The 26,926-nt window shown below is 67.5% G+C and carries 22 protein-coding genes and 1 pseudogene; 12 read left to right on the top strand and 11 right to left on the bottom strand.

Annotated elements, in window-relative coordinates:
• Positions 1–134: 134 nt before the first annotated feature.
• The 3 genes from ABZ909_RS21390 to ABZ909_RS21400 all read left to right on the top strand — a co-directional run bounded on the left by ABZ909_RS21390 (position 135) and on the right by ABZ909_RS21400 (position 4,286).
• Positions 135–1,670, top strand: coding sequence for an alkaline phosphatase family protein (locus ABZ909_RS21390; protein ID WP_357002236.1), 1,536 nt, complete (start codon positions 135–137; stop codon positions 1,668–1,670).
• A gap of 493 nt (positions 1,671–2,163) precedes the next feature.
• Positions 2,164–3,534: a DoxX family protein gene (locus ABZ909_RS21395; protein ID WP_357002238.1), complete on the top strand. Its 1,371-nt coding sequence runs from the start codon at positions 2,164–2,166 to the stop codon at positions 3,532–3,534.
• A gap of 86 nt (positions 3,535–3,620) precedes the next feature.
• Positions 3,621–4,286, top strand: coding sequence for a hypothetical protein (locus ABZ909_RS21400; protein WP_357002240.1), 666 nt, complete (start codon positions 3,621–3,623; stop codon positions 4,284–4,286).
• Positions 4,287–4,376: 90 nt separating this feature from the next.
• On the opposite strand, the gene narI is transcribed toward ABZ909_RS21400, so the two are convergent.
• From narI to ABZ909_RS21425, 5 genes are read right to left on the bottom strand one after another with little or no spacing between them, the layout of a single operon-like run.
• Positions 4,377–5,111 (bottom strand): respiratory nitrate reductase subunit gamma, encoded by a 735-nt coding sequence (gene narI, locus ABZ909_RS21405; RefSeq protein WP_357002242.1) that lies wholly within the window; start codon positions 5,109–5,111, stop codon positions 4,377–4,379.
• A complete protein-coding gene (narJ, locus tag ABZ909_RS21410) occupies positions 5,108–5,788 on the bottom strand; it encodes a nitrate reductase molybdenum cofactor assembly chaperone (RefSeq protein ID WP_357002244.1) in 681 nt (226 codons plus the stop codon). Before narJ ends, narI begins: the two co-directional genes overlap by 4 nt.
• Complete coding sequence (locus ABZ909_RS21415; protein ID WP_357002246.1) at positions 5,785–5,961, bottom strand: hypothetical protein; 177 nt, start codon at positions 5,959–5,961, stop codon at positions 5,785–5,787. Before ABZ909_RS21415 ends, narJ begins: the two co-directional genes overlap by 4 nt.
• Positions 5,958–7,730, bottom strand: coding sequence for a nitrate reductase subunit beta (gene narH / locus ABZ909_RS21420; protein WP_357002322.1), 1,773 nt, complete (start codon positions 7,728–7,730; stop codon positions 5,958–5,960). Before narH ends, ABZ909_RS21415 begins: the two co-directional genes overlap by 4 nt.
• 10 nt (positions 7,731–7,740) lie before the next feature.
• Complete coding sequence (locus tag ABZ909_RS21425; protein WP_357002248.1) at positions 7,741–11,532, bottom strand: nitrate reductase subunit alpha; 3,792 nt, start codon at positions 11,530–11,532, stop codon at positions 7,741–7,743.
• Between the two features lie 301 nt (positions 11,533–11,833).
• On the opposite strand from ABZ909_RS21425, the gene ABZ909_RS21430 reads away from it, so the two are divergent.
• On the top strand, positions 11,834–12,100 hold the full coding sequence (locus tag ABZ909_RS21430) for a DUF1905 domain-containing protein (RefSeq protein ID WP_357002250.1): 267 nt from the start codon (positions 11,834–11,836) through the stop codon (positions 12,098–12,100).
• Here ABZ909_RS21430 and ABZ909_RS21435 read toward each other — a convergent pair.
• Entirely contained in the window at positions 12,027–12,206 is a 180-nt protein-coding gene (locus tag ABZ909_RS21435) for a hypothetical protein (RefSeq protein WP_357002326.1), read from the bottom strand. The genes ABZ909_RS21430 and ABZ909_RS21435 overlap by 74 nt on opposite strands.
• Before the next feature lie 97 nt (positions 12,207–12,303).
• On the opposite strand from ABZ909_RS21435, the gene ABZ909_RS21440 reads away from it, so the two are divergent.
• From ABZ909_RS21440 to ABZ909_RS21455, 4 genes and pseudogenes are all read left to right on the top strand, one after another.
• Positions 12,304–13,755 carry a DUF222 domain-containing protein gene (locus ABZ909_RS21440; RefSeq protein ID WP_357002252.1) on the top strand — a complete coding sequence of 484 codons (1,452 nt, stop codon included), beginning with the start codon at positions 12,304–12,306 and terminating at the stop codon, positions 13,753–13,755.
• A 259-nt stretch (positions 13,756–14,014) separates the two neighbouring features.
• A pseudogene (locus ABZ909_RS21445) lies at positions 14,015–14,927 on the top strand (ATP-binding cassette domain-containing protein); the annotation flags it as partial.
• Between the two features lie 263 nt (positions 14,928–15,190).
• A complete protein-coding gene (locus ABZ909_RS21450; RefSeq protein ID WP_357002254.1) occupies positions 15,191–15,919 on the top strand; it encodes a helix-turn-helix domain-containing protein in 729 nt (242 codons plus the stop codon).
• Between the two features lie 90 nt (positions 15,920–16,009).
• Positions 16,010–16,240, top strand: coding sequence for a hypothetical protein (locus tag ABZ909_RS21455; RefSeq protein WP_357002256.1), 231 nt, complete (start codon positions 16,010–16,012; stop codon positions 16,238–16,240).
• 26 nt (positions 16,241–16,266) lie between these two features.
• Here ABZ909_RS21455 and ABZ909_RS21460 read toward each other — a convergent pair whose 3' ends face one another.
• Entirely contained in the window at positions 16,267–18,015 is a 1,749-nt protein-coding gene (locus tag ABZ909_RS21460; protein ID WP_357002258.1) for an NTP transferase domain-containing protein, read from the bottom strand.
• Positions 18,016–18,370: 355 nt separating this feature from the next.
• On the opposite strand from ABZ909_RS21460, the gene ABZ909_RS21465 reads away from it, so the two are divergent.
• Positions 18,371–19,156, top strand: coding sequence for a helix-turn-helix domain-containing protein (locus ABZ909_RS21465; protein WP_357002260.1), 786 nt, complete (start codon positions 18,371–18,373; stop codon positions 19,154–19,156).
• A 69-nt stretch (positions 19,157–19,225) separates the two neighbouring features.
• Here the strand turns inward: ABZ909_RS21465 and ABZ909_RS21470 are convergent, their stop codons facing one another.
• Complete coding sequence (locus ABZ909_RS21470) at positions 19,226–20,107, bottom strand: alpha/beta hydrolase (protein ID WP_357002262.1); 882 nt, start codon at positions 20,105–20,107, stop codon at positions 19,226–19,228.
• Positions 20,108–20,328: 221 nt separating this feature from the next.
• Here ABZ909_RS21470 and ABZ909_RS21475 point away from each other — a divergent pair, with 221 nt between their 5' ends.
• Together ABZ909_RS21475 and ABZ909_RS21480 are read left to right on the top strand one after the other, a co-directional pair.
• Positions 20,329–20,769 carry a hypothetical protein gene (locus ABZ909_RS21475; protein WP_357002264.1) on the top strand — a complete coding sequence of 147 codons (441 nt, stop codon included), beginning with the start codon at positions 20,329–20,331 and terminating at the stop codon, positions 20,767–20,769.
• Positions 20,770–20,818: 49 nt separating this feature from the next.
• The gene (locus ABZ909_RS21480) at positions 20,819–21,103 is read left to right on the top strand and encodes a WhiB family transcriptional regulator (protein ID WP_357002266.1); all 285 of its coding nucleotides are present in this window, start codon (positions 20,819–20,821) and stop codon (positions 21,101–21,103) included.
• A 90-nt stretch (positions 21,104–21,193) separates the two neighbouring features.
• Here ABZ909_RS21480 and ABZ909_RS21485 read toward each other — a convergent pair whose 3' ends face one another.
• The 3 genes from ABZ909_RS21485 to ABZ909_RS21495 are packed head-to-tail and all read right to left on the bottom strand — an operon-like array spanning position 21,194 to position 23,090.
• Positions 21,194–21,952: a VOC family protein gene (locus ABZ909_RS21485; protein WP_357002268.1), complete on the bottom strand. Its 759-nt coding sequence runs from the start codon at positions 21,950–21,952 to the stop codon at positions 21,194–21,196.
• A 34-nt stretch (positions 21,953–21,986) separates the two neighbouring features.
• Positions 21,987–22,289, bottom strand: coding sequence for an MGMT family protein (locus ABZ909_RS21490; RefSeq protein ID WP_357002270.1), 303 nt, complete (start codon positions 22,287–22,289; stop codon positions 21,987–21,989).
• 15 nt (positions 22,290–22,304) lie between these two features.
• Entirely contained in the window at positions 22,305–23,090 is a 786-nt protein-coding gene (locus tag ABZ909_RS21495; protein ID WP_357002272.1) for an alpha/beta fold hydrolase, read from the bottom strand.
• Positions 23,091–23,197: 107 nt separating this feature from the next.
• Between ABZ909_RS21495 and ABZ909_RS21500 the strand changes: the two genes are divergently transcribed.
• Positions 23,198–26,902, top strand: coding sequence for an ATP-dependent DNA helicase (locus ABZ909_RS21500; RefSeq protein WP_357002324.1), 3,705 nt, complete (start codon positions 23,198–23,200; stop codon positions 26,900–26,902).
• The last annotated feature ends 24 nt before the right edge of the window (positions 26,903–26,926 follow it).

Here is a 26,926-nt window from a genome sequence, read left to right on the forward strand (position 1 = left end):
CGTTTCCATGCGGTGAACGCGTGTCCATTCGGTGGGCGGTGTTCACCGCCTGGCCATGGGTAACAGGGCGAGTCGACATCTGAAACACGTTTCATTCGGGGCGCATTTCGGTGTCGACTCGCAAAGGAACATGTATGCGCCACAACGGCGTTGGAAACTACTACAGCAAACTATTCGCTATCGCAGCGGCGGCCGCACTGGCCGTGCTCGGGGGCTCGGCTGTCACGCCGACCGTGGCACACGCCGCGGTCACGAGCCCGAACCTGATCGTGGATGGCGATGCCGAGGCGGTGGCACAGTGCTCGCCGAAGGGGCTGGACGGCATGACCCTGCCGGGCTGGAATATCGGCTACGGCGAGCCGAATGCGGTGTGCTACGGACAGCCCGGATGGCCGGACGCGTCCTCGCCGGGTCCGTCGAACCGGGGTTCGAAGTTCTTCGCCGGCGGTGGCACCGGCAATGCCGAGATGGAGCAGACCATCAACGTCTCGGCCGCGGGTGCGGCCATCGACCAGGGCGGCGTGAGCTTCGATCTCAATGGCTGGCTGGGCGGATACGGTGCCCAGGACGATCGGGTCAACATGACGGCGACGTTCCTCAGCGCATCGGGGTCCCAGCTCGGTTCCGCCGAGTGCGACGACGTGAGCAGCATCGATCGCGGCCTGAAAACAGGTCTGCTGCAGCGTGATACGAAGGGCGCCCTGCCGAAGGGCACGCGCGCGGTGAAGATCCAGCTGAACTTCACCTGGACCGACGGCGACACCAACGACGGCTACGCCGACAACCTGTCGTTCACCATCGGCGCCGCACTGCCCGCGCCGAAGCTGGCCGCACCCGCCTCGACGGTGCCTGGTTACGACCACGTCTTCGTGGTCTACCTGGAGAACCAGGATTACGACGGGCTCACCGGAATCATCGGTAATCCACTGGCCCCCTACATCAACGGCCTGCGGCCGCAGGGCGCGACGCTGAGCCAGTCCTACGCCACGACGCATCCGAGCGATCCGAACTATGTCGCGCTGGCGGCGGGCGGACTGTACGGGCTGGTCGACAACAGCGTGGGTACGACCACCCTCGACGCGCGCCACATCGGCAACAGCGTGGACGCGGCGGGCAAGAGCTGGAAGGGCTACGCCGAAGAGGCCAACGGGAATTGCGACCAGGCCTCCCACGGCCAGTACTACCCGGATGACCTGCCGTTCTTGTACTTCCAGAACATGAAGTCCAACCAGGGCTATTGCGCGGCGCACCTGCAGCCGCTCACGCAGATGACGACCGACCTGCAATCCGCCGCCACCACCCCGAACTTCGTGTGGTTCGCCGGCAACGAATGCCACAACATGGAGGGCTGCGGCGTCGCCTCGGGTGACAGCTGGCTGAGCACCACCCTGCCCACCATCCTGAACTCCCCGGCCTGGAAGCAGCAGCGCTCGCTGCTCATCCTGACCTGGGACGAGGGTGCCACCAAGGCGTTCGGCCCGCTGTTCCCCAACCGGGTCCCGACCATCGTGCTCGGCTCGCAGAACACCGTGAAGCCCGGCTACACCAGCTCCCAGCGCACCGATCAGTACGGCTTGCTCCGGACGATCGACACCGCCCTGGGCCTACAGCCCCTGACCAACAACGACGGTTACGCGGCCACGGTGAACGACATCTGGTCCGGCCACTGACGGTGCCCTTGTCCGTCCGGATGACCTGATCGCGCAGGCACACCCGGTGTGCCTGCGCGGCGTGTTCCGCGCGACGCGCGGAATCCTGGGCGGATGGGGAGGTACGGGATCCTGTCGGTTCACGCGGCTGGTCTGCGGGGATGGCCGAACCGGAGTCGGCGCTGCGCCGCCCGGTGCGTAATACAGGAAAACTGCTGCAGCCGTGCGGGTTCGAGGGGCCGAGCCGACCTGGGTGCGGGTGATGCCCGGCGGTACGGCCACCGTTGCGCGGACGCGAACTTTCCGGCGCTCGAAGCGGGACACCCGCGCGAAGGTCTAGCGAGACAAACTCCGACACGCGAAGCGCCCAGACAGTCCCGCACACCCCCGGCCCCGGTTCCGGGGGGCAGGGGGTGTGGTGGCAATGGATTTGCCGGGTACGCCCCGGCTGTTCGCCGACCTAACGTTCAACGCCGCAAGGTAATCGGTTGCGGTAGCTGTCGAAGGGATCGGCGTGGTTGTGCGATTGGCCGTCGAAGCGGGGGCCACGACGGCGGTTGAGCTGGCGGAGCCGAGCTGGAGTCCGTGGCGGCGGATGATGTTCCGGTACGCGTTCGTGGTGTTGGGTGTGGGCATGGCCGGGGTGTGGGTGCTGCACATGCTGCTCCGGTCGGTGGGAGTCTCGCAGCAGGCCGTGATGGGCGTGGCGAAATGGACGGCACTGCATCCACTCACGGATCAGGTGGGCGAGCATGTGTTCGGCGTCCACGTCGATTGGTCGTTGACGGGAAGCGGTGATACCGCCGCGAACTGGGCGTCGATGTTCACTCTGCTCGTCGTCGCGGTGCCGATCGCGGTGATGTGGTCGGTGCTGGATCGGCGGCGGCCGCACTACGCGCGCCTGTATGCGTGGTTCCGTTTGGTGCTGCGCCTGGCTCTGATGAGCGCCCTCCTGCTGTACGGCGTTACGAAACTGCTGCCCTCGCAGATGGCGTTCGCGCTGGACCGACTGGTGGAGCCGTTCGGCGATCTGAGCCCGATGGCGGTGCTGTGGTCGCAGACCGCCAGCTCGGAGCCGTATGAAATCGCCTTGGGCGCAGCGGAAGTCACCGCAGGCGTGCTGCTCATCCTGCCGTTCACCGCTGGTCTGGGCGCGGTCCTGGCGGTCGTGGTGACGCTCCAGGTGTTCCTGCTGAATCTCACCTTCGACGTGCCGGTGAAGATTCTCTCGGGCCAGCTGCTCGTGTACGCGACGGTGCTGGCGGCCCCGGAGATCGTGCGCGTCGTCCGCGCCCTGACCGGTCACGCGGTGCCCATGCGCGGGCCCGAGGCACTGGTCCCGTCTCCGCGCGGGCGGCGAATCCTGGTGGCAGCGCAGGTGATGATGGGGATGTGGGTGCTGTTCACCACCCTCACCGAAGGCCATGACGCCTGGCGGACGTACGGGAACGGCCGGCCGCACTCGGCGCTCTACGGCATCTGGGATGTCACCGAGTACACGGTCGCGGGCCAGGAGGTCCCCGCGCTGGTCGACTTCCGGCCCACACCCCCGCAAGGGCAGCTCATCGGCCCGGCGGACCGGTTTCGTCGCCTCATCTTCGACGTTCCGCAGGGGGTGACCGCGCAGCGTATGGACGACTCGCTGGTGTCCTTCCCGGTGGAGATCGATGCCGATCTGCACACGGTGACCATCACGAAGGACCTGTCGCATCAGTGGAAGCTCGCCGTTCTGAACTACGACCAGCCTCAGGCCGATCAGCTGGTTCTGGATGGTCAGCTGGCCGGTCGTCCGGTCCGCTTGCGCCTGACGCGTGTCGATCTCGACCGCTTCCGCGGGATCTCTCGCGGATTCCACTGGGTCCAGCCTGTTCCGTACCTCCGTTAGTGGCGGCGTGTTCGTCGCGACGCGCTGCATGCTGGGCGGATGGCGGGCTACGTCGTCCTGTCGGCTCGCACCGCTACTCTGCGGGGATGGTCAAACCGGAGTCGGCGCTGCGCCGCTTGATGCGCGATACGGGAAAACTGCTGCAGCCGTATGGGTTTGAGGGGGCGGAGCCCACCTGGGTGCGGGTGCTGCCGGGTGGGGTGGCCACGGTGGCGCGGACGCGGACCTTCCGCATCTTCTCCGGTGGGCAGCAGATGCTCCGATTCGGGCTGGGGGCCTGGGCGACCCCGACGGCGTGGTGGGAATTCCGCAACTGGCGCAATGAGCGCCTGGGCCGTGCGCCGCTCGCGATCGAGGCCGCGGCGGGGCCGGGTCTGCTCACCGGCGAGGGACTGCCCGAGGACCCGAACCTGATGTGGTCGGTGCGCCTCGATCCCGACCAGCCCGGTCACGTCCAGCCCGGCGACATCGACATCATCCGTGAAGAGCTGCCCCGGCGCGTGCACGCCCACGCCCGCCGCGCCCTACGCCTGCTGGACTCCGACAGCTATCTCGAAGAGCTACTGGCGCAACCGAATCCGACTGCCGCCACCTGGGAGGCCATCGCCGTCCTGCTCGCCGAGCACGGCCCGAGCTCCCGCCTCGACGACGCGCTGGATCGCCTGACGCTCGCGACGCGGGAACAGCCCGGCAGCGCTCAGGACGTCGTCGACTTCATCGCGGCCCGCACCTTGTCGAGCCGCTCGGCGTAGAAGAACACCCGTCCGCATCCGAGACAGAGCAGGGCGGGCAGGTCCGTCAGGACCCGCCCGCCATCGATAAATCGATGCCTGCCCGGTGTCTCAACGACGCGGAATGGCGGGGGTATCCCAGGCGCGCGCGTAGCGGGTCTTGTCCGCGGACTTCGTGGGCTTGGCGCGGTACACCACGTACGGGCGGACCAGATAGCCGATCGGCGCGGAGAACATGTGCACCAGTCGGGTATACGGCCAGAAGGCGATGAGGGACAACACGATCAGGCCGTGCGCCTGGAAGGTCCAGGGGGTGCCGACCATGAGATCGGGGTGCGGATGCAGGGTGAAAAGACTGCGGAACCAGGGGGAGACGGTCTGGCGGTAGTTGTAGGTGCCCCAGAGCAGGTTGCTGCCGACGGTGTTGAGTAGACCGGTGATCAGGGCGGCGGCCAGCAGGATGTACATCACCTTGTCATTGGTGGTGGTGGCCTGACGGACGGCGGAGACGGTGACGCGGCGGTAGAGCAGGATGCCGATCCCGGCGATGACAGCCACGCCCGCAACGGATCCCGCGGAGACGGCGACCACGTGATAAGTCTCCTCGGAGATGCCGACGGCGTCGGTCCAGGACTGCGGGATGAGCACGCCGAGCACGTGCCCGCCGATCACCCCGAGCATGCCGAAGTGGAACAGCGGGCTGCCCAGACGCAGCAGCCGCGACTCGTACACCTGTGAAGACCGTGTGGTCCAACCGAATTGGTCGGTGCGATAGCGCCACAGGTGCCCGAGCACGAACGACGTGAACGCGATATAGGGCAGCATCAGCCAGAGCGCGGAGCTCATCGGCGGGCCTCCGATCCGGTGAAGGCGAGCGGGTCCATGGCGAAGGGCTCCAATCCGACTTCTTCCTCGGGCGGGCCCTGGGCGGCGAGTTCGGCGATGCGCCGGCGGTCGGCGGTGGTGACCGGTGGCAGGGTCGCCACCACCGACGCCAGCACCCCGGCGTAAGGAGATCCGCTGTCGGAAAGCGACAACCGCAGCAGTTCCAGCACCGGGACGTGTTCGCCCAGCAGTCGTTCGCCGCCGACGGGATCGACGGTGGCGGCGAATTCGAGGAGCACGGGCAGGTGGTCGGGCAGTTCCTCGTCGCCGAGCTCGACCCCGGCATGCCGGTAGGCGTGCTTGAAACGCAGCAGCGCCATCCCGCGCTTGCGGGTGTCCCCGTAGGCGTAGAAGGTCAGGTGCAGGCTGGCCCGGCGACGCATGTCGAAGGTCTCGACATACTCCTGGGCAAGCGCGATCGCATCGCCGGTGCGCAGGTGTGCGAGGAACCCGCCCAGCAGCGGACGCACGGTGTCCGGCAATTCCGCTGCGGCGGCGTCGAGTTCGTCGAGCATGGCCAGGGTCTGCGCGCTCGGATAGTCGAGCAGCAGCGCGCCCAGCCGCCACACCAGCCGCCGATCACGTTCGCTCATGGCGACGGCGGGTTCGGGCCGCCGTCGCAGTTTCAGCAGGCTCATGACGTGACTCCGGTGGATTCCGGTGCGGCGGCGTCGAGTTCGTCGATCCTGGCGCGGGTTCGCGGGTGCGGGTAGTCGAGCGACAGCGCATTCAGCCGCCACGTGTGCCGCCGATCGTCCTCGTGCGCGGTGACGGCGGGTTCGGTGCGCCGGCGCAGTTTCAGCAGGTTCATCGTGTGGCTCCGGTGGGTTCCGGCTCGCCGGCGGTAGCGCCGTTGCTGACGCCGTCGATGCCGGAACCATGGTGGCCATTGCCGTTTCCGTTGCCGTTGCCGGACGTGGTGGTGGATGCGACGGCGCCGCTGCCGTTCGCTCCGTTTCCGCCATGGCCATTGGCACCGGAGCCATTGGTGCCGTTTTCGGTGGGCACCAAGCCTTTCGTGCTCTTGCCGTCCCAGTTCAACAGGTTGATGCGGTTGGATTTCTGGTCGGGGGAGGCATCGTTGCTGTCGGTGAGGTGGAATTTGTCGGCCATGTAGTCGAAGGCCGTCATGCCCGGGCCGCCGTCGGTGTCGAGCGAACAGCCGGTGGCGAGGGAATCCAGTTCGTGGGCACGGGAAGTCGCGCCCGAGGGGATCACGTACCGGTGTTCGTACTTCGCGATGGCCAGCAGCCGGTACATCGCTTCGATCTCTTCGGGCTCGAGGCCGACCGCATCCGGGATGGACAGATCGGGTTCCTGGCCGAGGTTGATCGAGCGCATGAACGACCGCATCCCGGCGAGCCGCTGCAACGAGGCTCGGACAGGGCCGATCTCACCGGCGGTGAACAGTTCGGCCAAGTACTCCAACGGAATACGCAGGGCGTCGATGGCGCCGAAGAGGTTGTTGTGGTTCTCCCCGTCGTGCCCGGTCTGGGTGAGGGTGTCCACCACCGGCGACAGCGGCGGTACGTACCAGACCATGGGCATGGTGCGGTATTCCGGATGCAGCGGCAACGCGATCTGGTAGTCCACGATCAGCTTGTAGACCGGTGAATCCTGTGCGGCTTGAATCCATTCCGGGGAGATACCGGCGGCTTCGGCTTCGGCGATCACACGCGGGTCGTGCGGGTTGAGGAACACACCCAGCTGGGAGGGGTAGAGGTCGTGGTCGTTTTCGACCGAGGCGGCCTCGAGGACTTTGTCGGCGTCGTAGAGCATGACGCCGATGTAGCGCAGTCGTCCGACGCAGGTTTCGGAGCAGACGGTGGGGATGCCGACTTCCACACGCGGGTAGCAGAACGTGCATTTCTCTGCCTTGCCGGTCTTGTGGTTGAAGTAGATCTTCTTGTACGGGCATCCGGTGACGCATTGGCGCCAGCCGCGGCACTTGTCCTGGTCGACGAGCACGATGCCGTCCTCGGCGCGCTTGTAGATCGCACCCGAGGGGCACGACGCGGCACAGGACGGGTTGAGGCAGTGCTCGCAGATACGCGGCAGGTAGAACATGAACGTTTCTTCGAACTCCAGCTTGACCTGCTCGGAGAGCTTGGCCAGCAATGGGTCCTTACCCACCTGCTCGGGGCCCGACCCCAGCGAGTCGTCCCAGTTCGCGCCCCAGGTGACGTTGGTGTCCTCACCGGTGATCAGCGACTTGGGCCGCGCCACCGGCGTGGTGTCCATCTGCGGCGCCGACAGCAGATTGTCGTAGTCGTAGCTCCACGGGTCGTAGTAGTCCGACACCGTGGGCAGGTCCGGGTTGGCGAAGATATTGAGCAGCCGCTTCATGCGCGACCCGGACTTGAGGGTCAGCCGGCCCTTCTTGTCGAGGGTCCAGCCGCCCTTCCACTTCTCCTGGTCCTCGTAGCGACGCGGATAGCCCTGTCCCGGACGGGTTTCCACATTGTTGAACCACACGTACTCGGTGCCGGAACGGTTGGTCCAGGCCTGCTTGCAGGTGACACTGCAGGTGTGGCAGCCGATGCACTTGTCCAGGTTCATGACCATGGCCAGTTGCGCCATCACGCGCATATCAGTACTCCACCTCTTGGTTGCGTTTGCGAATCGTGGTGACCTCGTCGCGCTGATTTCCGGTGGGGCCGTGGTAGTTCAGCGCGAACGACTGCTGCGCATAGCCACCGATGAGGTGCGAGGGCTTGATCATGATCCGGGTCAGCGCATTGTGGATACCACCGCGTTTACCCTTGCCCTGCTTGACATCCGCGGTGCCTTCGATGCGCGGCACGTTCACCGCGCGGTCCTGGGCGTGATACATGAACACCGTGCCCTCCGGCATGCGGTGCGACACGATCGCGCGCGCCACCACGATGCCGTTGCGGTTGATGGCCTCGATCCAATCATTGTCGGCGACACCGATTTTCGCGGCGTCCCTGTCCGACATCCAGATGGCCTGACCGCCCCGCGAGAGCGTCAGCATGTGCAGGTTGTCCTGGTAGGCGGAGTGGATCGACCACTTCGAGTGCGGCGTCAGATACCGCACGGTCACACCGTTCTCGCTCACCTTGCCGATACCTGGCTCGGCACGGTGTCCAATTTTCGGCTCGCCACGGTGCCCAATTTTCGGCTCGCCACGGTGTCCAATTTTCGGCTCGCCGAAGAGCGCGGTCATGTCCAGCGGCGGCCGGTAGATCGGCAGCTGCTCGCCCAGCTCCATCATCCAGTCGTGATCGAGATAGAAGTGCTGCCGCCCGGTCAGCGTGTGCCAGGGCTTGGACCGCTCCACATTGATGGTGAACGGCGAATAGCGACGCCCGCCCGTCTCGCTCCCGGACCATTCCGGTGAGGTGATCACCGGAACGGGCCGGGCCTGCGTGTCGGCGAAGGTGATTCGCTTCCCCTCGTGTTCGGCAGCCAGATCGGCCAGCTCGGTTCCGGTGCGCTGTTCGAGCGCATGGAACCCTTCCACCGCGAGCCGGCCGTTGGTGGTGCCGGACAGTGCCAGGATCGCCTCGGCCGCGTGGGTGTCCTTGGCCAGGGACGGACGGCCCTGCGCGACACCGGAAACCACAGTGCCGTTGACGCCGCGCAGGTAATCTACCTCGACATCGGGCAGAGTGGTGACACCCTTGGTGGTGAGTCCCAGCGTTTCGACCAACGGACCCAACGCGGCCATCTTGTCCGCGACGTTCGGGTAGTCACGTTCGACGACAACGAGTTTCGGCATGGTGACACCCGGAATGGGTTCGCATTCGCCGTGTTTCCAGTCCAGCACCCGCCCGCCGGCCTGTGCCAGCGCGTCGGCGGTGTCGTGCTGCAGCGGCACCGCGACCAGGTCCTGGCGCACGCCCAGGTGCTTCTCCGCCAGCCAGGAGAACCCGCGGGCAATGCGGTGGAAGGCCTCGAAATCGGTCTTGGCCTCCCACGGCGGGGAGATGGCCGGGGAGAAGGCGTGCACGAACGGGTGCATGTCGGTGGAGGACAGGTCGTGCTTCTCGTACCAGGTGGCGGCCGGGAACACGATGTCGGAGAACAGGGTCGTGGACGTCATGCGGAAGTCCATCGACATCAGCAGATCCAGCTTGCCGGTGGCGGCCTCGTCGCGCCATTCCAGTTCCTGCGGTCGCACCCCGGTGGCCTCGGTGGTCTGCAGGTTGGAGTCCGCGCCGAGCAGGTGCTTGTGGAAGTACTCGTTGCCCTTGCCGGAGGAACCCAGCAGGTTGGCGCGCCACACCGTCAGCACGCGCGGGAAGTTCTCGGGCGCGTCGGGATCCTCGCAGGCGAAGCGGAGATCGCCCGACTTCAGGCCGTCCACCACGTAATCCGCGGGCGTCTTGCCCGCCTGCTCGGCCTCGTCGACGAGATCGAGCGGGTTGCGGTTGAGCGTCGGATACGAGGGCATCCAGCCCAGACGTGTTGCGAGCGCGATGTTGTCGGCCGCCGTGCGCCCGGAGAAGGTGCCCTTGCTCAGCGGCGAGGCGAACGATTCGGAGGTGAACGGGTCGTAGCGCCACTGGTTGTTGGCCAGGTACCAGAACACGGTGCCCTGCATCTGCCGCGGCGGCCGCTGCCAGTCCGACGCGAAAGCCAGTGTGGCCCAACCAGTCACCGGGCGGCACTTCTCCTGGCCCACGTAATGCGCCCAGCCGCCGCCGTTCACGCCCTGGCAGCCGGTGAGCAGGGTCAGGGTGAAGAAGGAGCGGTAGATCTGGTCGGAGTGGAACCAGTGGTTGGTCCCCGCGCCCATGAGGATCATGGACCGGCCCTTGGAACGCTCGGCATTGTCGGCGAATTCGCGTCCGAGGCGTTCGGCCTGTTGGGCGGGGACGCCGGTGATCGACTCCTGCCAGGCGGGAGTGTACGGCTGGGTCGCATCGTCATAGCCGGTCGGCCAGCTGCCGGGCAGGCCGGACCGGGCTACGCCGTACTGCGCCAGCAGCAGGTCGAACACCGTCGTCACCCGTCGTCCCGCGACGACGGTGGTCGGCACGCCACGGGTGAGGACATCCGAAGCGAGCCCATCGAAGCAGGGGAACTGCACAGCCGCAACATCATCGGTGCGCCCGTGCAGGGTCAGCAGGGGATCGGTGTCCCCCAGGTCCAGATTCCAGCGCCCCTTGCCCGCCTCATTGAAGCGGTGGCCGAGCGAGCCATTGGGCACCTGCGGACTGCCGTCCGCATCCAGCAGCACCGTCTGGTGCTCGACGCCCTCACCGGTGCGGCCGAGGTCGGCGGCGGTGAGGAACTTGCCGGGCGTGAAGGTTTGACCGCTGTAGTCGCCGTCGGTGGACCAGCCGCCCTCGTGCTCGTCCAACACCACCAGGTACGGCAGATCGGTGTAGCGCTTGATGTAGTCGTTGAAGTATGGGGTCTGCTTGTCCACGAAGAACTCTCGCAGCACCACGTGACCCATGGCCATGGCCAGGGCGGCGTCCGTACCCGGGCGCGCGGGTACCCATTCGTCGGCGAACTTGGTGTTGTCGGCGTAGTCGGGGGAGACCACAACGACCTTCTGGCCGCGGTAGCGGGCCTCGGTCATGTAGTGCGCGTCCGGGGTTCGGGTGACCGGGACGTTCGAGCCCCACATGATCAGGTAGCCGGCGTCGAACCAGTCGGCGGACTCGGGCACGTCGGTCTGGTCGCCGAACACCTGTGGCGAGGCGACGGGTAGGTCGGCGTACCAGTCGTAGAACGACAGCATCGAGCCGCCGATCAGCGAGATGAACCGGGCGCCCACGGCGTGCGAGACCATGGACATGGCCGGGATCGGCGAGAAGCCCGCGACGCGGTCGGGGCCGTACTTCTTGATCGTGTAAACGTGTGCGGCGGCAGCGATTTCGGCGGCTTCCCACCATTCGGCGCGCACGAACCCGCCCTTGCCGCGGGCGGACTTGTAGGCCTTGGCCCGGTCCGCGTCCTCGACAATGGACTCCCACGCCAGCACCGGGTCCTTGAGCCGCGTCTTGGCGTCGCGGTACAGCTCCAGCAGCGTGCCACGCACGTACGGGTAGCGGATACGCGCGGGCGAGTAGGTGTACCAGGAGAACGACGCGCCACGGGGACAGCCGCGCGGCTCGTACTCCGGCTTGTCGGCGCCGACGCTCGGGTAGTCGGTCTGCTGCGACTCCCAGGTGATCACGCCGTCGGAGACGTAGATCTTCCACGAGCACGAACCGGTGCAGTTCACGCCGTGCGTGGACCGCACCACTTTGTCGTGCGACCACCGATCCCGGTAGAACTCGTCGGCCTCGCGCCCGCCCACCTTGTGCAGGGTGCGCAGGTCGCCGGACACCTCGCCGCGGTTGAAGTACTTCCCCAGTCGAAGCAGCGCATCGGCGGACGAGTGTCCGTTCTGCGTAATAGCCATAACGCCCCCTTCGAGCTGGAAAACCGGGCTGCTGGCTCGACTGTAGGGACGCCGAGGGAGGCATCAAAACGGTTTGCTCACAATGCTCGAAGCGCATTTGTGAGCTGTGAGATCGCCGCAATGTTCCGGTCACTGCGGGGTAGCGGCCAAGGTCACACCTTGCGTTCGCGACCTGGGAAAACTCCTTCGCAGGCAGTGAAACAAGTTCTCGGAAGGGGCTTCCGGGGCAGTAGCGGTGAAGCTTCCGAAACGGTTGGTTCTCGGTTACTTAATATTTGTTAACACACCCTTTGATTGCTGAGTGGTCGCTATATCGTGCACCCATGCAACGATTCGACGGTGTGATCGAGACCGCGGCCAACAGCGGTGCATACATCCCGGTTCCCCCGACGTCATCGCCGCCCTCGGCGGCGGAGGCCGCATCCCTGTCCAGGCCACCTTCGACGGCATCCTCTACCGCGGCTCCATCGCCAACATGGGCGCCGGGCCGTGCCTCAGCCTGCTGAGGCGATCCGCACCGAACTCGGTAGGGGGCCGGCGACCAGGTCGCGGTCACCGTGGAACGTGACACCGCCGAACGTGCCATAGACGTCCCCGACGATCTCGCCGACGCGCTGAGGGTGGCGGGTGTGCGGGCCGCGGCTCGAGGTTTCGCTATGGTCGATGAAATCCATTGAGAGAGTGGCGGTTCAAAGTGATGATTGTCGAATTACCTTGTCATAAAGGACATTTCGGGTTCTGTGGTATTGAGTTCAGCGATAGAATTGGTGTATGAATTCGATGGAGGTGACACTCGACACGAGCGGTATTGCCGAACTGGCCACCGCCGTCGACACCCTGTCGAACTCCGTCTTCAATGCAAACCTCAACGCGCTCGCCGACGGCGATGTGGTGGAGTTGATGCAACGCTTGGAAACCTGCAAACGCAAACTGTCCGCACTGGATTCACGCCTGATCATCGAAGCCTGCAACCGCTCCCTGCCGAAGGGTAGTGCGGCGAAGGATGTGGTGCCGTTCCTGCGCCAGACCCTGGGTTTGTCGAAGTACGACGCCTCGGTGCGGGTGAAGATCACCATGCAGTGCGGAGAATTCTTCGAGCCGACCGGGCACCTGCGTCCGGCCACCCTCGCCAAGACCGCCGAAGCCTATGAGGCGGGCGATATCTCCCGCGATCATGTCCGCAACATCATCGACGTGATGAACCACCTGCCCACCGACATCCCCGCCGAAACCCGCACCGAGGCCGAGGAGATCCTGGTCGGCCACTCGCGTGTCGGGTGGCCCGATGATCTGCCGAAGATCGGGCGCGACATCCTCGCCCGCATCGACCCCGACGGCAAAGTCGTGTCGGATGTCGACCGTCGTCGCCGTCGTGGCTTGATCCTGGGTCGTCCCGGGGTGGACGGGATGAGCTGGATCGAAGGCTGGCTCACCCCCGAACTCCGCGCACTGCTCGACGCTGTCTTTGCCAAGCTGGCGCGTCCGGGCATGTGCAATATCGACGACGTCGACAGCATCGCTGCCACCGCCAAGGCCGTCGACTCGAAGGTGTTGGACGCTGCCGCCCGGCGTGACCGTCGTGATGCGGGTCAGCGCACCCACGATGCCCTGTACGCGCTGCTGCAGCCCGGCGTCGACCCCGCCAAGCTGGGTTCGCACCGTGGTCTGCCGGTGCAGGCCATCGTGACCATGTCGCTCAACGATCTCGAGCGTGGGACCGGTGTCGCGACCACCGCGTCCGGCGGCCACGTGTCCATCAACGAGGCCCTCGAAATGGCCGCGGGGACAAGGCCGGTCCTGGCGGTCCTCGATGCCGATGCGCTGCCGCTCTACCTCGGCCGCTGCGATCGATTGGCTTCTCCGGCTCAGCGGTTGGCGTTGATCGCCCGCGACAAGGGCTGCACCCGCCCGGGATGCGAGACACCGGCGAGTATGTGCGCGGTGCATCACATCGCCGACTGGGGCAAGGGTGGGCCCACCGACCTGAACAACCTGACCTTGGCGTGCGATCACTGCCATGCGCTGGTCAATGACAGTGCCGAGGGTTGGAAAACCGTTGTGATGGGCAAGGATTCCCCCGATCGGGGACGCACCGGGTGGATTGCCCCGAAAAGTCTTGACCCCACCGGCATCCCGCGTGTGAACGATCGACATCACGTCGGCGAGCGGGTCGCTGCTGCGATCGAATCGAGTTGTCTGAAGTGGGGTTCACGGGCCGCATGACCGCCCGGCTGCCTGCAGCGACATCTACATGCAGGTTCAAAGGTGAGGGGGCTGGTAGCCGAAGGCGCGTCGGCGAGCCTGGCCCCTCCCTTCTCTGCGTCTTTTCGTTCTTTGGGTCTTGGCTCTTTTGAGTTCTCTCTGTTCGGGTTTTCGCCCGCGATCAACTCGGCCCCGGAATCCAACGCTTGCCGAGCCTCCTCCGGCATCCCGACAGCCTCCGGCCGATAGGTGACCGATCGGAGCGCACCGCCGTACCCGAAAACTCTCCGGCGGCCAAAAGCAACGCGTAATAATCGCCCTGGCCCTTTCCGGCGACCCAGACCTCCTCATCGCCGACGAGCCCACCACCGCCCTCGACGTCACCGTCCAGGCCGAAATCCTCCACCTCCTCCTGGAAGCTCCAGCGCCGCAACAACACCGCCATCCTCTTCATCACCCACAACCTGGGCGTAGTAGCCGCCATCGCCGACCGCGTGGTGGTCATGCGCGCCGGCGAAGTGGTCGAAATCCAGCCGGGCCGTACTGCGCTGGGTTTGGTGCCCGCGGCTTCGGGAGAGGTGGTGTTGCAAAGCGTCTCGCTCACCGGGTTGTCGCAGCGGGGGCTGCGGAAGAACGTCGCGCTGGTGCATCAGGACGTGGCAGCCTCGCTGGATCCGCGGCGCAGCCTCGAGGACTCGATCGGCGAACCACTGCGGGTGCATCGGGCGGCCTCGGGGGCACTGTTGCGGGCCAGGGTGGGGGATCTGCTCGCATCCGTGCGCCTGCCACGCGAGTACGCGAGCCGGCGTCCGGGCGAGTTGTCCGGCGGGCAACGGCAGCGGATGGCGCTGGCCCTCGCGCCACGACTGCTGGTGGCGGACGAGCCGACCAGTGCGCTGGATGCGTCGGTGCAGGCGCAGTGGCTCGAACTGTTCGCCGATCTGCGCGCCGAATACGGATTCGCCTGCCTGTTCATCAGTCACGATCTCGCCGTCGTGCATCAGGTGGCCGACCGTGCGGTGGTGCTGCGGGAGGGTCGTATAGTCGAATCAGGCCCGGTCACGGCCATTTTCCAGCATCCGCGGGAGGAGTACACGCGGCGCCTGCTGGACGCGGTTCCCGCCCCGGATCCGGCCCCCGCGCGCCGAGACGAAATCGTGTCCACGCAAGTGCCGCTCGCATTGGGGGCCTGAGAGTAATTTGGGGAGCACCATTCCGCGCTGACAGCCACGGACACACCGGAACTTATACCAATAGGAGTATCCGGTGATATTGACTGGATTTGCCGCGCAGAACGGGTCGTATCCGAATCTGTGTAAGTATCCGTCTCGAAGGAGATCTCGGCGGTGCCTCCGCAGGGAGGCTGAGTGGGCTGCCGGGATTCCGCACAGGAGGGAACCAGGTGGGCGCGAAAGCGGTATATGGACAGGATTCTCCGGAACTCGAAGCACCCACCTTGGGAAACCTGCTCCGCCGCCTGCGTGACAATCGCGGTGTTTCCCGCGAACGCCTGGCATTCAACGCCGGTGTGAGCGCGAGTTACATAACGCATTTGGAGAAAGGTGACCGCGGCAACCCGACCCGGGAAGTGGTCGAGGCGCTCACCCGCTATCTGCACCGGCTGGACCCGCTCTCCACCGAGGACCGCCGCCAGCTCGGCGACCTCGCGGGCTTGGGATCGGGCGAGCTTCCCTCCCCGAAGGAATTGCGCGCGGCGATCACGCCCGAGATGCTGCGGGCCCTGGAACTGCACAGTCCGAATATGGCCGCCCTGATCGACGTTCGCGCCAACCTGCTGGCCAGCAATGACAGCTGGGACGCCGCCTTCCCGGGCCTGACCGAGGGCGGCAATATGCTGCGCTGGTTCTTCGGCAATGAGCTGGCGACCCGGGTCATAGTGAACTGGGAGGCCGATGCCCGCCGGGTGACCCGCTGGATGCGCGGATTGATCGGGCGATCGGGCAATGCCGACGGATTCGCCGATCTCATTCGTGATCTCGGAGAGTTCCCGAAATTCCGGCAGGCCTGGTCCGAGGGCGGCGGGGAGTTCGCACCGCATGTGTGGGCCGTGCAGCTGCGCAATCCGGTGACCGGGCTGCGGCGCAAGGTCTACGCCCAGCACGGCAGGCTTGACAGCACCGCCTACCCCGGGCAGTTGCTGACAGTTCTCTGGCTACCCGGCTGAACCCGCTTCACCCGGTACGGGTGATGTGCACCACTGCAAATCCGTTGGAGTGCAGTGCTTCTGATCGCCCACCGGGGTGGGGGATCTTGGATGCCGTTGGAGTACTGGTCGCTTGTCGCCGGGGACTGCGAGATCGCGGTGGCCACCGGCGTGGAATCGGTCAGCCGCATCCCCATGGGCACCGGCCTGCTCGACGTGGACAACCTCACCGGCGCGGCCTTCCTGGAGCACTATCCGCAGGGCGTGCCGTGGCAGGGCATCAGCGCCGAACTCATCACCGCCCGATGGGATCTCGGCCACGCCGAGCTCGACGACTGGTGATCGAGACGGGGTACCAGCGGACCGGATCACCCACGCAGCGGGATGAATTCGGCCGGCGCGCCGTCCGCGGCGTCGGCCGGGACGACCACGACGCCGTCGCGGTGCAGCAGATCGGCCAGATGCGCGGTGCGCAGCTGGAGATCGCCCCGGAAGCCGCCTCCGGGCAGCGCCTGGGCCGGGACGATGCGCGCGACCGGCGCGGTCAGCTCGGCGGCGTTCACCAGCGGGCCCACGATCGGGCGAGCCGGGGTCGCGCCCGTCAGGCCCTCGACCGTGGCGCCGATCAGCGTGAGCAGGGTGGCGATCGCCGCGAACGGATTACCGGGCAGCCCCAGAACGACTGTGCCGGAGGCCAATTGCGCCGCCACCGTGGAACCCCCGGGGCGCAGGCGCAGGCGGCGCAGCAGCATCGTGGCATCGGAGCGGTCCAGCGCCGAGCGCAGCTGATCGGCCGCGCCGCCGCCGGTCGCGCCCACGATGACGAGCAGATCGCAGTCCGCGGCCGCGACCAGCACCTCGTCGAAGGCATTCGCGGTGTCGCGCAGGTGAACCCGATCGATGGTGGCCACGCCGTACCAGCCCAGGACATCGGGCAGAATGGGCCCGATCGAGTCCCGGGTCTGACCGGTGCGCAGCGGCCCCTCGCCGCGAATCTCATCGCCGGTCATGACGATTCGCGCCCGCACCGGGCCGCGCACGTCCGCCGCCGCGACCTCCGCGCTGGCCGCCACCGAGATCAGCGCCGCCGTCACCGGGGTGCCCGCGGCGGCGACTTCCGCACCGGGGAGCCAGTATTCGCCGCGCCGGCGCACATCCTCGCGAATCGGAGTGTCCGGCAGCCGGTACAGCGTCCCGTCGGCCTCGAGGCGGACGAACTCGTCGCGCACCACCGAACCGGTACCGTCGGGCACGTGCGCGCCGGTGGCGATCCGCACCGCCTCGCCGTCCAGGAGGCCCACCGGCCGCTGGCCGCCCGCGAAACCGATATCGCGGCGCAACTGCCAGGGCCCGTCGCCGCTCACCGCGTAACCGTCCATGGCCGAGACATCGAAGCGCGGCAGGGCGTCCGCCGCGAGCAGGGGCGCGGCCAGTGTCGCCCCACGCGCGGAGCGCAGCACCGCGCGGCGCACCGGCAGCGGGGAGATGCTCCCGCGCAGCACATCCCGCGCCTCGTCGAGCCACAGCGGCGCGGCGGTGCGCGCCGCCCCGGTCCGGGCCCGTCGCACGTCCTCGGGGGTGTCGCAGTCGTCCACGCCGGGCAGCGCCACCATGGCGGTCTCCACCGGCACCAGCGCCTTCATCGGCTGATTCACCAGGGAATCCAGGTTTTTCAGCGCCGCGACCAGGGCGGCGCGCCGCCACACCCCGACCAGATACTGCGGGCGGCCCGAGGCATCCGCGGCGAAGACCGCGTCGCTGCCGGATTCCCGTGCGTGGGAGAGCAGTTCGTCCACCGCAGCGGCGGTGAGGAAGGGCATGTCGGCGGCCAGTACCACGATCAGCGCGGCCGGGAACTCACAGCCGGCGAGGGCGCCCAGCCCCGCGGCAATGGCCGCCACCGGGCCCGCTCCGGCCGGTATCTCCTGTGCCTGAAGGATTTCCGGCGACAATTCGGGCCGATGTGGGCCCACCACCACGGTGCGTGCGCAGCCGGCGACCGCCGTCAGCGCTGCGTCCAGCATGGACTGCCCGCCGACCACGATGGCCGGCTTGTCCACCCCGCCCATCCGGCTGGCCTTTCCACCGGCCAGCACGATGGCGTCGACGGGTGTCACGAGCCCGATCCGGGGTAGGGGCGTGTCCTTCGTTCACAGCGCATGGTTGAAGATCGTAGTGGCAGGCTGTTCAGAGCTTGTTGGGCGCGCCCGGAAACCCGCGCTTGCTAAGCAATTGCCGATAGTCGTTACGTTATGAGATGTGGCACGACACATAGTAGAAATGGTCTTGTTTTAACGTTGAGAACAATCTCATATGGCAGTATCCGACCTGAGAACTGGCGGAGTACGCGGCGTTCGTCACAGTTCACACCGGGCGCCACACCGGGTCCCACTGTCCGGTACTGCGAGGACCCAGAGCGATGAGGGTTAGTTTGCTAAATGTTTGCGGAGAGGGAACGGCGTGGTGCTGGGCGTGAAACCCGATAGGGACTCGGACGATCTGAAGCCGCCGACATTCGGACTGCTGCTGCGCCGCCTGCGTGATGCGCGAGGCGTATCACGAGAAAGGCTGGCGTTCAATGCCGGCGTGAGCGCCAGCTACATCAGCCATTTGGAGAAGGGCGATCGCGGCCACCCCACCCGCGAAGTGGTGGATGCGCTGCTGCGATATCTGGACCGAATAACCCCGCTGTCGGCCGTCGAGCGTCGGCATCTGCTCGATCTGGCCGGACTCGGCGTGAGCGAATTCCCCACCGTGGAACAACTACGCGGTGAAATCACCGACGATATGCGCCGTGCCCTCGAGCTGCACGAACCAAATCTCGCCGCCTACGTCGACACCCGCTGGAATGTGCTCGCCTGCAACGAAAGCTACTCCCGCGCCTTCCCCGGGCTGGAGCGGGACATCAATATCCTGCGCTGGTTTCTGGGTAACGAGGCCGCCCGCGAGGTCATGGTCGAGTGGGAGGAGGAGGTCCGGCTCACCGTGCACTGGTTGCGCGGTCTGATCGCGAGCTCTGGAGATACCGATTGGTCTATTGAATTTCTCGCAGAACTCGGACGTTTCGGACTTTTTCGGGAAATGTGGGACGAGGGCGTCGCGGCCTACGGTCGGCCCCGCGCCACCATGCGCCTGCGCGACCGCGAGAGCAACCGGCGCTTCGATATCGCGGTGCAGCTGTTCAGCGTCTTCAATGCGGCCTACCCCAGCCAGATTCAGATCTTCCTCGGCATCCCGAGCTGGCGCGAGGCCGGGTGAGTATCCGCCGGCCGTGACCGCCATGGGCACGGCCTGCTCCCTCGAACACTCGGGGCAGAAGGCTCCCCGTCACTGCGCGGCTTGGATCTCGCGTCCCCCGCGCATCCGCGGCCATGGTGTCGACAGCGCCCGCGCCAGCCGGTTCTCCCGCCGGGCGTTGGACCGCTCGACCAGCCGGATCAGCAGCGGCGCAACCACTTCCGGATGAGTCCAGGCCGCGCCGTGTCCCGCGCCCGGAATGGTGACCACACCGTCGGCCCCGGCCAGCCCGGTGGCCAACGCCTCGGACTTCTGGGCGGTGCTGTTGGCATCGTGACTACCGCGCACCACCAGTGCCGGCGCGGAGATCTCCGGTAGTCGATGCAGTACCGAGCGCCGGTCCATCAGGCACCGGGCGGCGAGCATGATGCTCTGGCGATCGGAGCTGTACCAGCGGCTGGTCCAGGTGCGCCACAGCCGCGGATCGGTGCCGCCGATGAGCTGCGGGGCCAATTCGGCGACCAGCGGGGCCAGTGGCTCCGGACCGGTCCAGCATTCGAAGAACTCACGGTAGTAGGCCAATTCGGCCGGATTGCACGCGGTGGCCTCGGTGTCGATCAGGGCCAGGCCCTGCACCCGCTCCGGCGCCAGCAATGCCATGCGCAATGCGGCGTAGCCGCCCTGGCTCATTCCGCCGATGACCGCCTTCTCGATTCCGAGTTCATCGAGGACCGCCAATCCGTCCGCCGCCAGATCCCAATAGCTGAACGGTTCGCCATCAGGTGACTGGGTGCGACCATGGCATCGCGCATCGACCGTTACGAGATTGACACCGGCGGCTGCCAGAGGTTCGCGCATTGGCTCGAACATCGACTCGTCCAGGAAGAACCCGTGGGCGAGCAGCAAGGTCGGGCCGTCGATCTGGCTGGTGACGTAATGAATTGTCGCTGAACCTGATTGAACATAAGGCATGGTCAGACCCTAAGCGGCGGAAGTGGCCGCTCCCCAGATGTTTGCCCGCGTGGTGCCGGGCACTGTTCGGTGAGGTTCCCGACGGGTACCCACACTGGCCAGTGTCAGTACTGCTAGGGGTTTGCCCTAGATTGCCTCAAAACTGGACAACAAGATCACGAGGCACTTTTAATCAGGCCGTGACGCTTTTGGGACAAGCGCAATATCAAGGGAGGAAACAAATGCTCGACGCCACCACCGCAGCTCGACGCAACGACTTCCGGATCGATCGCGGCGCGGGATTGCGGGAGTCGCTCGAAGGTCTGCTGCTGCACGACGGGGTCGGCCTGGATGCGCGGATGCGCCACGCGATTTCCGCCGTGGTTCACCTCGCGGTAGATGCTCCGCTCGGCCTTCCGGAAGACGCCGAAGAATTCCTGGGCCGGCTGGACGCCTCCTGGCTTTTCGCCGCCTGGAATGACAGCGATCAGGAACTGTCTCTGCTGAATACCCTAGCGTGCGGTGAGGTCCCGGCATTGAGCTGGTGCGAACTCATGTTCACCACCGCTCTCGCGCCGTGGTCGGATGCGCCGGCGGCCGTGCACGCCCGTCGTATCTTCGTCAATGGTGAGCAGGCCCGCCTCGCCGCTGTCAGTGGTGACTGCGGTATGGGCCGCGCATAAAACATACCGCTCGTTTTTCTTTCCGATACATATCGAAGGGATAGAGGAAGTGAAGCTGCTTTTCACCAATTTCGACGCAATGTTCGAATCCCTCACCCGCCGCGATGGAGGCGAGAACGAGACCTGGCACCGGCAGGCGCTGTGCACCCAAACCGATCCCGAGGCATTCTTTCCCGACAAGGGCGGCTCCACCCGGGAGGCCAAGCGCATTTGCTTCTCCTGCGAGGTACGCAAGGAATGCCTCGACTACGCACTCACCCACGATCAGCGTTTCGGCATCTGGGGCGGTCTTTCGCCGCGCGAGCGCCGTCGTCACGAGCGCGGCGCGGCCTGACGGGTGATCGGAACCTCTGGGTGATCCGGCTCAGCGCGGAGCACGGAATTGTCTGATCCTCGCGCGGGGAAGCGGTCGGGATCAGCAGCGTCAATCGACAGTTGCTCGTAAAAGACAGAATTCATTGGTCTCCGGATCGGCCAGGACCAGGACCGACTCGACAGCCGGTGATTCACCGCCGAACGGCGGTGCGTCGGGGCCGACCGGAACCGCGCCCGCGGCCCGCAACCGGGCCGCCTCCTCGACGGGATCGTCGGTGGGGAAGGCGACGAGATCCAGATGGAGACGGCTGCGCTCGCCCGGCGCCGCCGGCTCGAGCAGGAATTCCAGCCACGGGCCCTGCCCGGTGGCGGCCCGGATACCCGCGTAGCGGGCGGTCCGGTGCGTGAGCGGCCAGCCGCACGCGGCGGACCAGAACTCGGCCAGCCGCAACGGGTCCCGGGTATCCATCACGATGGCCGCCACCGCGCCGGTGTCCACGTACTGCTCACGCGGCTCCAGCACACAGAACTCATTGCCCTCGGGATCGGCCAGCACCGTCCACGGCACCGAGCCCTGGCCGATGTCCAGCCGGCGGGCGCCCAGGGCCAGCGCCCGGTCCACCTGCAGCCGCTGATGATCCAGCGAGCGGCTGCACAGATCCAGGTGGATGCGGTTCTTGGCGGTCTTGGGCCGCCGCGACGGGAGGAAGGTGAGCGCCACGTCCGGAGCGTCCGGGTCCGGTGCGGCGACATCGACCTCGCCGGGCCGGTCCATCGTCACCTCCCAGCCCAGCAGCTCGGCCCAGAACCGGGCCGCCGCCCTGGGCTCGACCGCATCGAACACCACGCAGGCCAGACGGGTGGACATCCTTTCACGGTAACCGGCGGGCGGGTGACGCGTATCAGGTTCCGGCGAACCGGAAACGGGCACGCCGCAGGTCCACCCGGCCGTCCGCGATCGGACAGCCCTCGGCCGTCAGCTCGGCCAGCTGCCGATGCGCCAAATGTGGTGCGGGCGTGCCGTTTGCGCGCAGCACCCGATGCCACGGCAGATCCGCGGAATCGGTGCGCATGATCCAGCCGACCGTGCGAGGCGTGGACAGACCCGCCGCGGCCGCGATATCTCCGTAGGTGGCGACCCGGCCGGGCGGAATGGCCGCGACCAATTCGCGTACTCGCTCGACTTCGGCTTCGGTGGTTGGCATTTCGCGCCTCCTGGGTCAGAGCAGGGCACGGACCAGCGCGGCGGTCTGCAGCGGCCGCGCTTGCGCGACCATGTGGTCGCAATCGAATTCGTGGACGGTGAGCCGGTCACCCAGATGAGCGGTGAGCGCCGCGCGGAAGCCGGGAGACACCAGTGGCGGATTCACCTTCATCGCCTGCACCATGACCGTCGGCAGCTCGCGTGGCGGCAGCACGAAGTCCCGGGCGATCTCACCCCAGAAGGCGATGATCGCCGGCAGGGTCATCCGCCAGCCCACGCGGCCGTTCGCGGTGGGCACCAGGTGCTCCGTCAGCTCGGCGTCCAGGACCGCCGGGTCCACCTCGGCCCAGGAGGTCTCCAGCTTGTCGAACCGGGCCTGTTCGATGCTCTCGTAATCCGGTGCCGCCAGCATGGAATTCGCGATGGTCAGCATGCGCTCGGGTTCCAGGCCGATGGCCGGATCCAGCAGTACCAGCCCGCGCACCAGCTCCGGGCGGCGATGCGCCAGGTGCACCGCGGTGGCCGCGCCGAACGAATGCCCGAGCACTACCACGGGTTCGCTCGTCTCGTGCTCCAGCAGCGCCGCGAGATCATCGACGAGAGTTTCGAAATCCCACGGCGGCACGCCGGGCGACCTCCCGTGCCCTCGCAGATCCGGTGCAATGATCCGGACATCGGGGAGATGCTCGTCGGCCAGCGCCTGCCAGCGCCGGCCGTGGCCCGTCAACCCGTGCAACGCCAGCACGACCGGACCGGTCGGGGGACCGAAACGATGACTATGAAGCTCCACCACGCTGCCCATTCTGCTGCCTGCGTCCGATATGAACAGCTTCCGGACTGTGATCGGCGGCACGGCCAACTCATGGCAAACGAAATCTGTCGGGACGGTCTGTTGAAATAGCCCACGTGATGCGATCGGATAGCTCGGTGCGATTGGTGCGCCGGGCCGAGGCGGAGACCCCTTTACGGGAGTGGGACGCCGCCCTCCGGCCGCTGTTCGACGACTTCGGCGCCGACCCCGGCTGGCAGCCCTGGCAGGTGCTCGGCGGACCCGGGACCGGCAAGACCGCACTGCTGGTCGATGTGGCCGCCGCGCGCGTCCTGGCCGGGGCAGCACCCGAATCGGTGCTGGTGCTCACCTACACCAAGCGTGCCGCCACCGCCGTGCGCGCCGCCATCACCGCCCGCATCGCCGCGGCCGATCCGGAACTGGGCGGGGTGCCCGGCGCCAGCCGCGGGCCGCTGGTGCGAACCATCCACTCCTACGCCTTCGGGCTGCTGCGCTCCGTCGCGGCGGCACACGGCAATCCGCCGCCGCGCCTGCTCACCGGATCCGAGCAGGACATCGTGGTGCGCGAACTGCTGCGCGGCGACCTCGCCGACGGCGCCGCCGCATGGCCCGAGCGACTGCATCCCGCGCTGTCCGCCACCGGATTCGCCGAACAATTGCGGGACCTCATGCTGCGGGCCACCGAACGCGGTCTGGGGCCCGAGGATCTCATCGAACTCGGGCGCGCCCACGGCCATCCGGAATGGGCCGCTGCCGGGCGCTTCGCCGAACGCTACGAGCAGATCATGATGCTGCGCTGGTCGGTCGGCATGGACGTGCCCGAGGCCAGCGCTCCCGCCCTCGATGCCGCCGAACTCGTCACCGCCGCCCTCGACGCCTTCTACACCGACCCCGAACTCCTTGCCGCCGAACGCAATCGGCTGCACTGCATCCTCGCCGACGACGCCCAGCACCTCGATCCCCACGCCGCCCAGCTCATTCGTGCCCTGGGCAGCGGCGCCGCCACCACCGTCATCGCCGCCGACCCTGACCAGGCCGTCTACACCTTCCGCGGCGCCGACTCCCGCTTCGCCGCCGACCCCGGCGCACCCGCCGACCGCCGAATCGTCCTGCGCCACAACCACCGCTCCGCTCCCGCTGTCCAGGAAATAGCCGACCGCATAGCCGCCCGCCTCCCCGGCGCCGCGCCCCACCGCACTCCACCGCCCGATCCGCGCCCCACTGCGGCCACCGTCGATTTCCTCCACGCGATCGCCGCCGGCCTCGTGGACGGCGACGAATCTCGCGGTGCCACAACCCCGCCGCACGTCGACGGCCCAGCCGGCACATCGGGACCGGGCGACGCAACGTCCACCACCGTCGACGGCGGCACGCGCCGTTCGAACGGCGTCCGGCACGCCGCGGCGGTCCGGCCGGACACGACCGGCGATTCGGTGCGGGTGCAGGTGCTGACGACACCGGCCAAAGAGGCGGCGCTGATCGCCGATCACCTGCGGCGTGCGCATCTGACGCACGGGGTGCCCTGGTCTCGGATGGCGGTGATCGTGCGGTCGGTGCCATTGTCGCTGGCGCCGCTGCGGCGGGCGCTGCTGGCCGCCGGTGTGCCGGTGAGGCAGCCGCCGGCGGACGTTCCGCTCGCGCGCCGGCGGGGCGCGGTGTGGATGTTGCTGGCGCTGCGGGCCGTTACCGCAGGCGATCCGACCTCGGTGCGGCATCCGCGGCCGATTGCATTCACCGCCGACGATGCGCTCGACCTGCTGGCCGGCCCGCTGGGCGGTGCGGACCAGATCAGCCTGCGGCGGCTGCGGCGCGGTATCCGGCGCACGGTGATGGAGCTCGGATATCCGGAGCGCGCGGCCGAGGACGACGCCGAGCGCGATTCGATCGACGCGGCCGAATCCGATGTGACGGAATCGGATCCGACAGGCAGCGGGCGGCCCTCCGAGTCGCCCGCTGCGGATGCGGGCCCGTCGTCCGCTGCCGCACAGCCGCGCGGCGACAGACCGGTCCGGCCGCGACCGGAGGCCGAATTCGACGGGGACGCGGAGCGATTCGCCGACTTGGATCGGTCGTCGGCGGAGATTCTGCGGGATCTGCTGGTGGGGGCCGGGAATCGGTTGGTGCTGGAGAAGCTCACGCCGGTGGAGTCCGCGCCGCTGCGCCGGGTGCTGAAGGCGCTGGGGCGGGCGCGGAAGGTACGGCGGGACGGGGGCGGGCTGGAAGACGTGATGTGGGGGGTGTGGACGGGCTCCACGCTGGAGCGGCGGTGGGTCGGGCAGTCCGAGCGCGGGGGAGCGGTCGGGATGCAGGCCGATCGGGATCTCGACGCGGTGGTCGGGTTGTTCGAGGCGGCCGCGGCGTATGTGGACCGGCTGCCGCGCGCCACGATCGAAGGGTTCGTGGAATACCTGGAGCAGCAGGAGATTCCGCAGGACAACGCACCGGTCACCGATCCGGGCGAGGCGGTGACCATCTGCAGCGCGCACGCGGCCGCGGGGCGGGAGTGGGACACCGTGGCGGTGGCGGCCGTGCAGGAAGGCATCTGGCCCAATCTGCGGCCGCGCGGCACCCTGCTCGGCGTCGAGGATCTGGTGGATCTGCTTGCGGGCGTGGGCGGTTCGGGGGAGAAGATGAGCCGGGCCGCGCCGCTGCTGGCCGAGGAGCGGCGGCTGCTGCTGGTGGCGTGCAGCCGGGCGCGCCGGTCGCTACTGGTGACCGCGGTCGAATCCGTCACGGGGGACCAGGATCTGGTGCCGTCGCGGTTCCTGGCCGACATGGACGGTGAGGCCGCCGACGGGCAGCCGGGCCGGATCCCGCCGCCGGTGGACCCGGGCCGCGCCCTGGCCATGCACGCCCTCATCGCCGAATTGCGTGCCGCCGCCTGCGATCCCGAGACCGCGCCGGAGCGTCGCCTGCGCGCGGCCCGGCAGCTGGCGCGGCTGGCGGAGGCCGGGGTGCGGGGCGCGCACCCGGACGACTGGTACGGCACCGCGGAGCTCTCCTCCACGAATCCGCTGTGGGACAGCGAAGACGGCGCGATCTCGCTGTCGCCGTCCACCGTCGATCAGCTCGAGACCTGCCCGCTGCGCTGGGCACTGGAACGTCACGGCGGCGGGGATGGCGAAAACCCGCACGCGCTCAAGGGCAACCTGGTTCACACCCTGGTGCAGGCGCTGGCCGGGCAGGTCAGCGAGGACCAGGTCAAACAGGCCCTGGCGAAGGCGTGGAAGAAGGTCGACCCCACCGCCCGCGACGGCGAGAACTGGCACTCCCGGGCGGAACTGCGCCGCACCGAGACCATGGTCGACACCTTCCTGGCCTGGCTGCGCAATACCCGCGAAGAGCTCACGGCCATCGGCGTCGAGGTGCCGGTGGACTGGGTGCTGCCCGCCCGCGGCCCCGGCGAACAGCCGGTGCGGATCAGCGGCCGGGTGGACCGGGTGGAGCGAGATGCCCTGGGCCGCTTCGTCATCGTCGACGTGAAGACCGGCAAGACCCCCATCTCCAAGCAGGCCGCCGAGGAACACGCACAGCTGGCCACCTATCAGGTCGCCGCCGCCGAGGGCGCGCTCGGCGAGGGCGAGCCCGGCGGCGCGCGCCTGGTGTACGTGGCCAAGCCCAGCAGCAAGGAGGGCGCGACCCAGCGCACCCAGCCGCCGCTGGACGCGGACGGAATCGAGACCTGGCGCACCGTCATCCACCACGCCGCCGATGCCTCCAAGGGCCCCAGCTACCTCGCCATGCGCAATGACGGCTGCCGTCACTGCAAGGTCGCCGGCAGCTGCCCAGTGCAGGACACCGGCCGGCAGGTGACGGACCAGTGAATGCGGCATCGCGTAGCGATTCCG

Origin of the sequence: Nocardia sp. NPDC046763 (genome assembly GCF_040645495.1) — a bacterium.
GTDB lineage: Bacteria > Actinomycetota > Actinomycetes > Mycobacteriales > Mycobacteriaceae > Nocardia.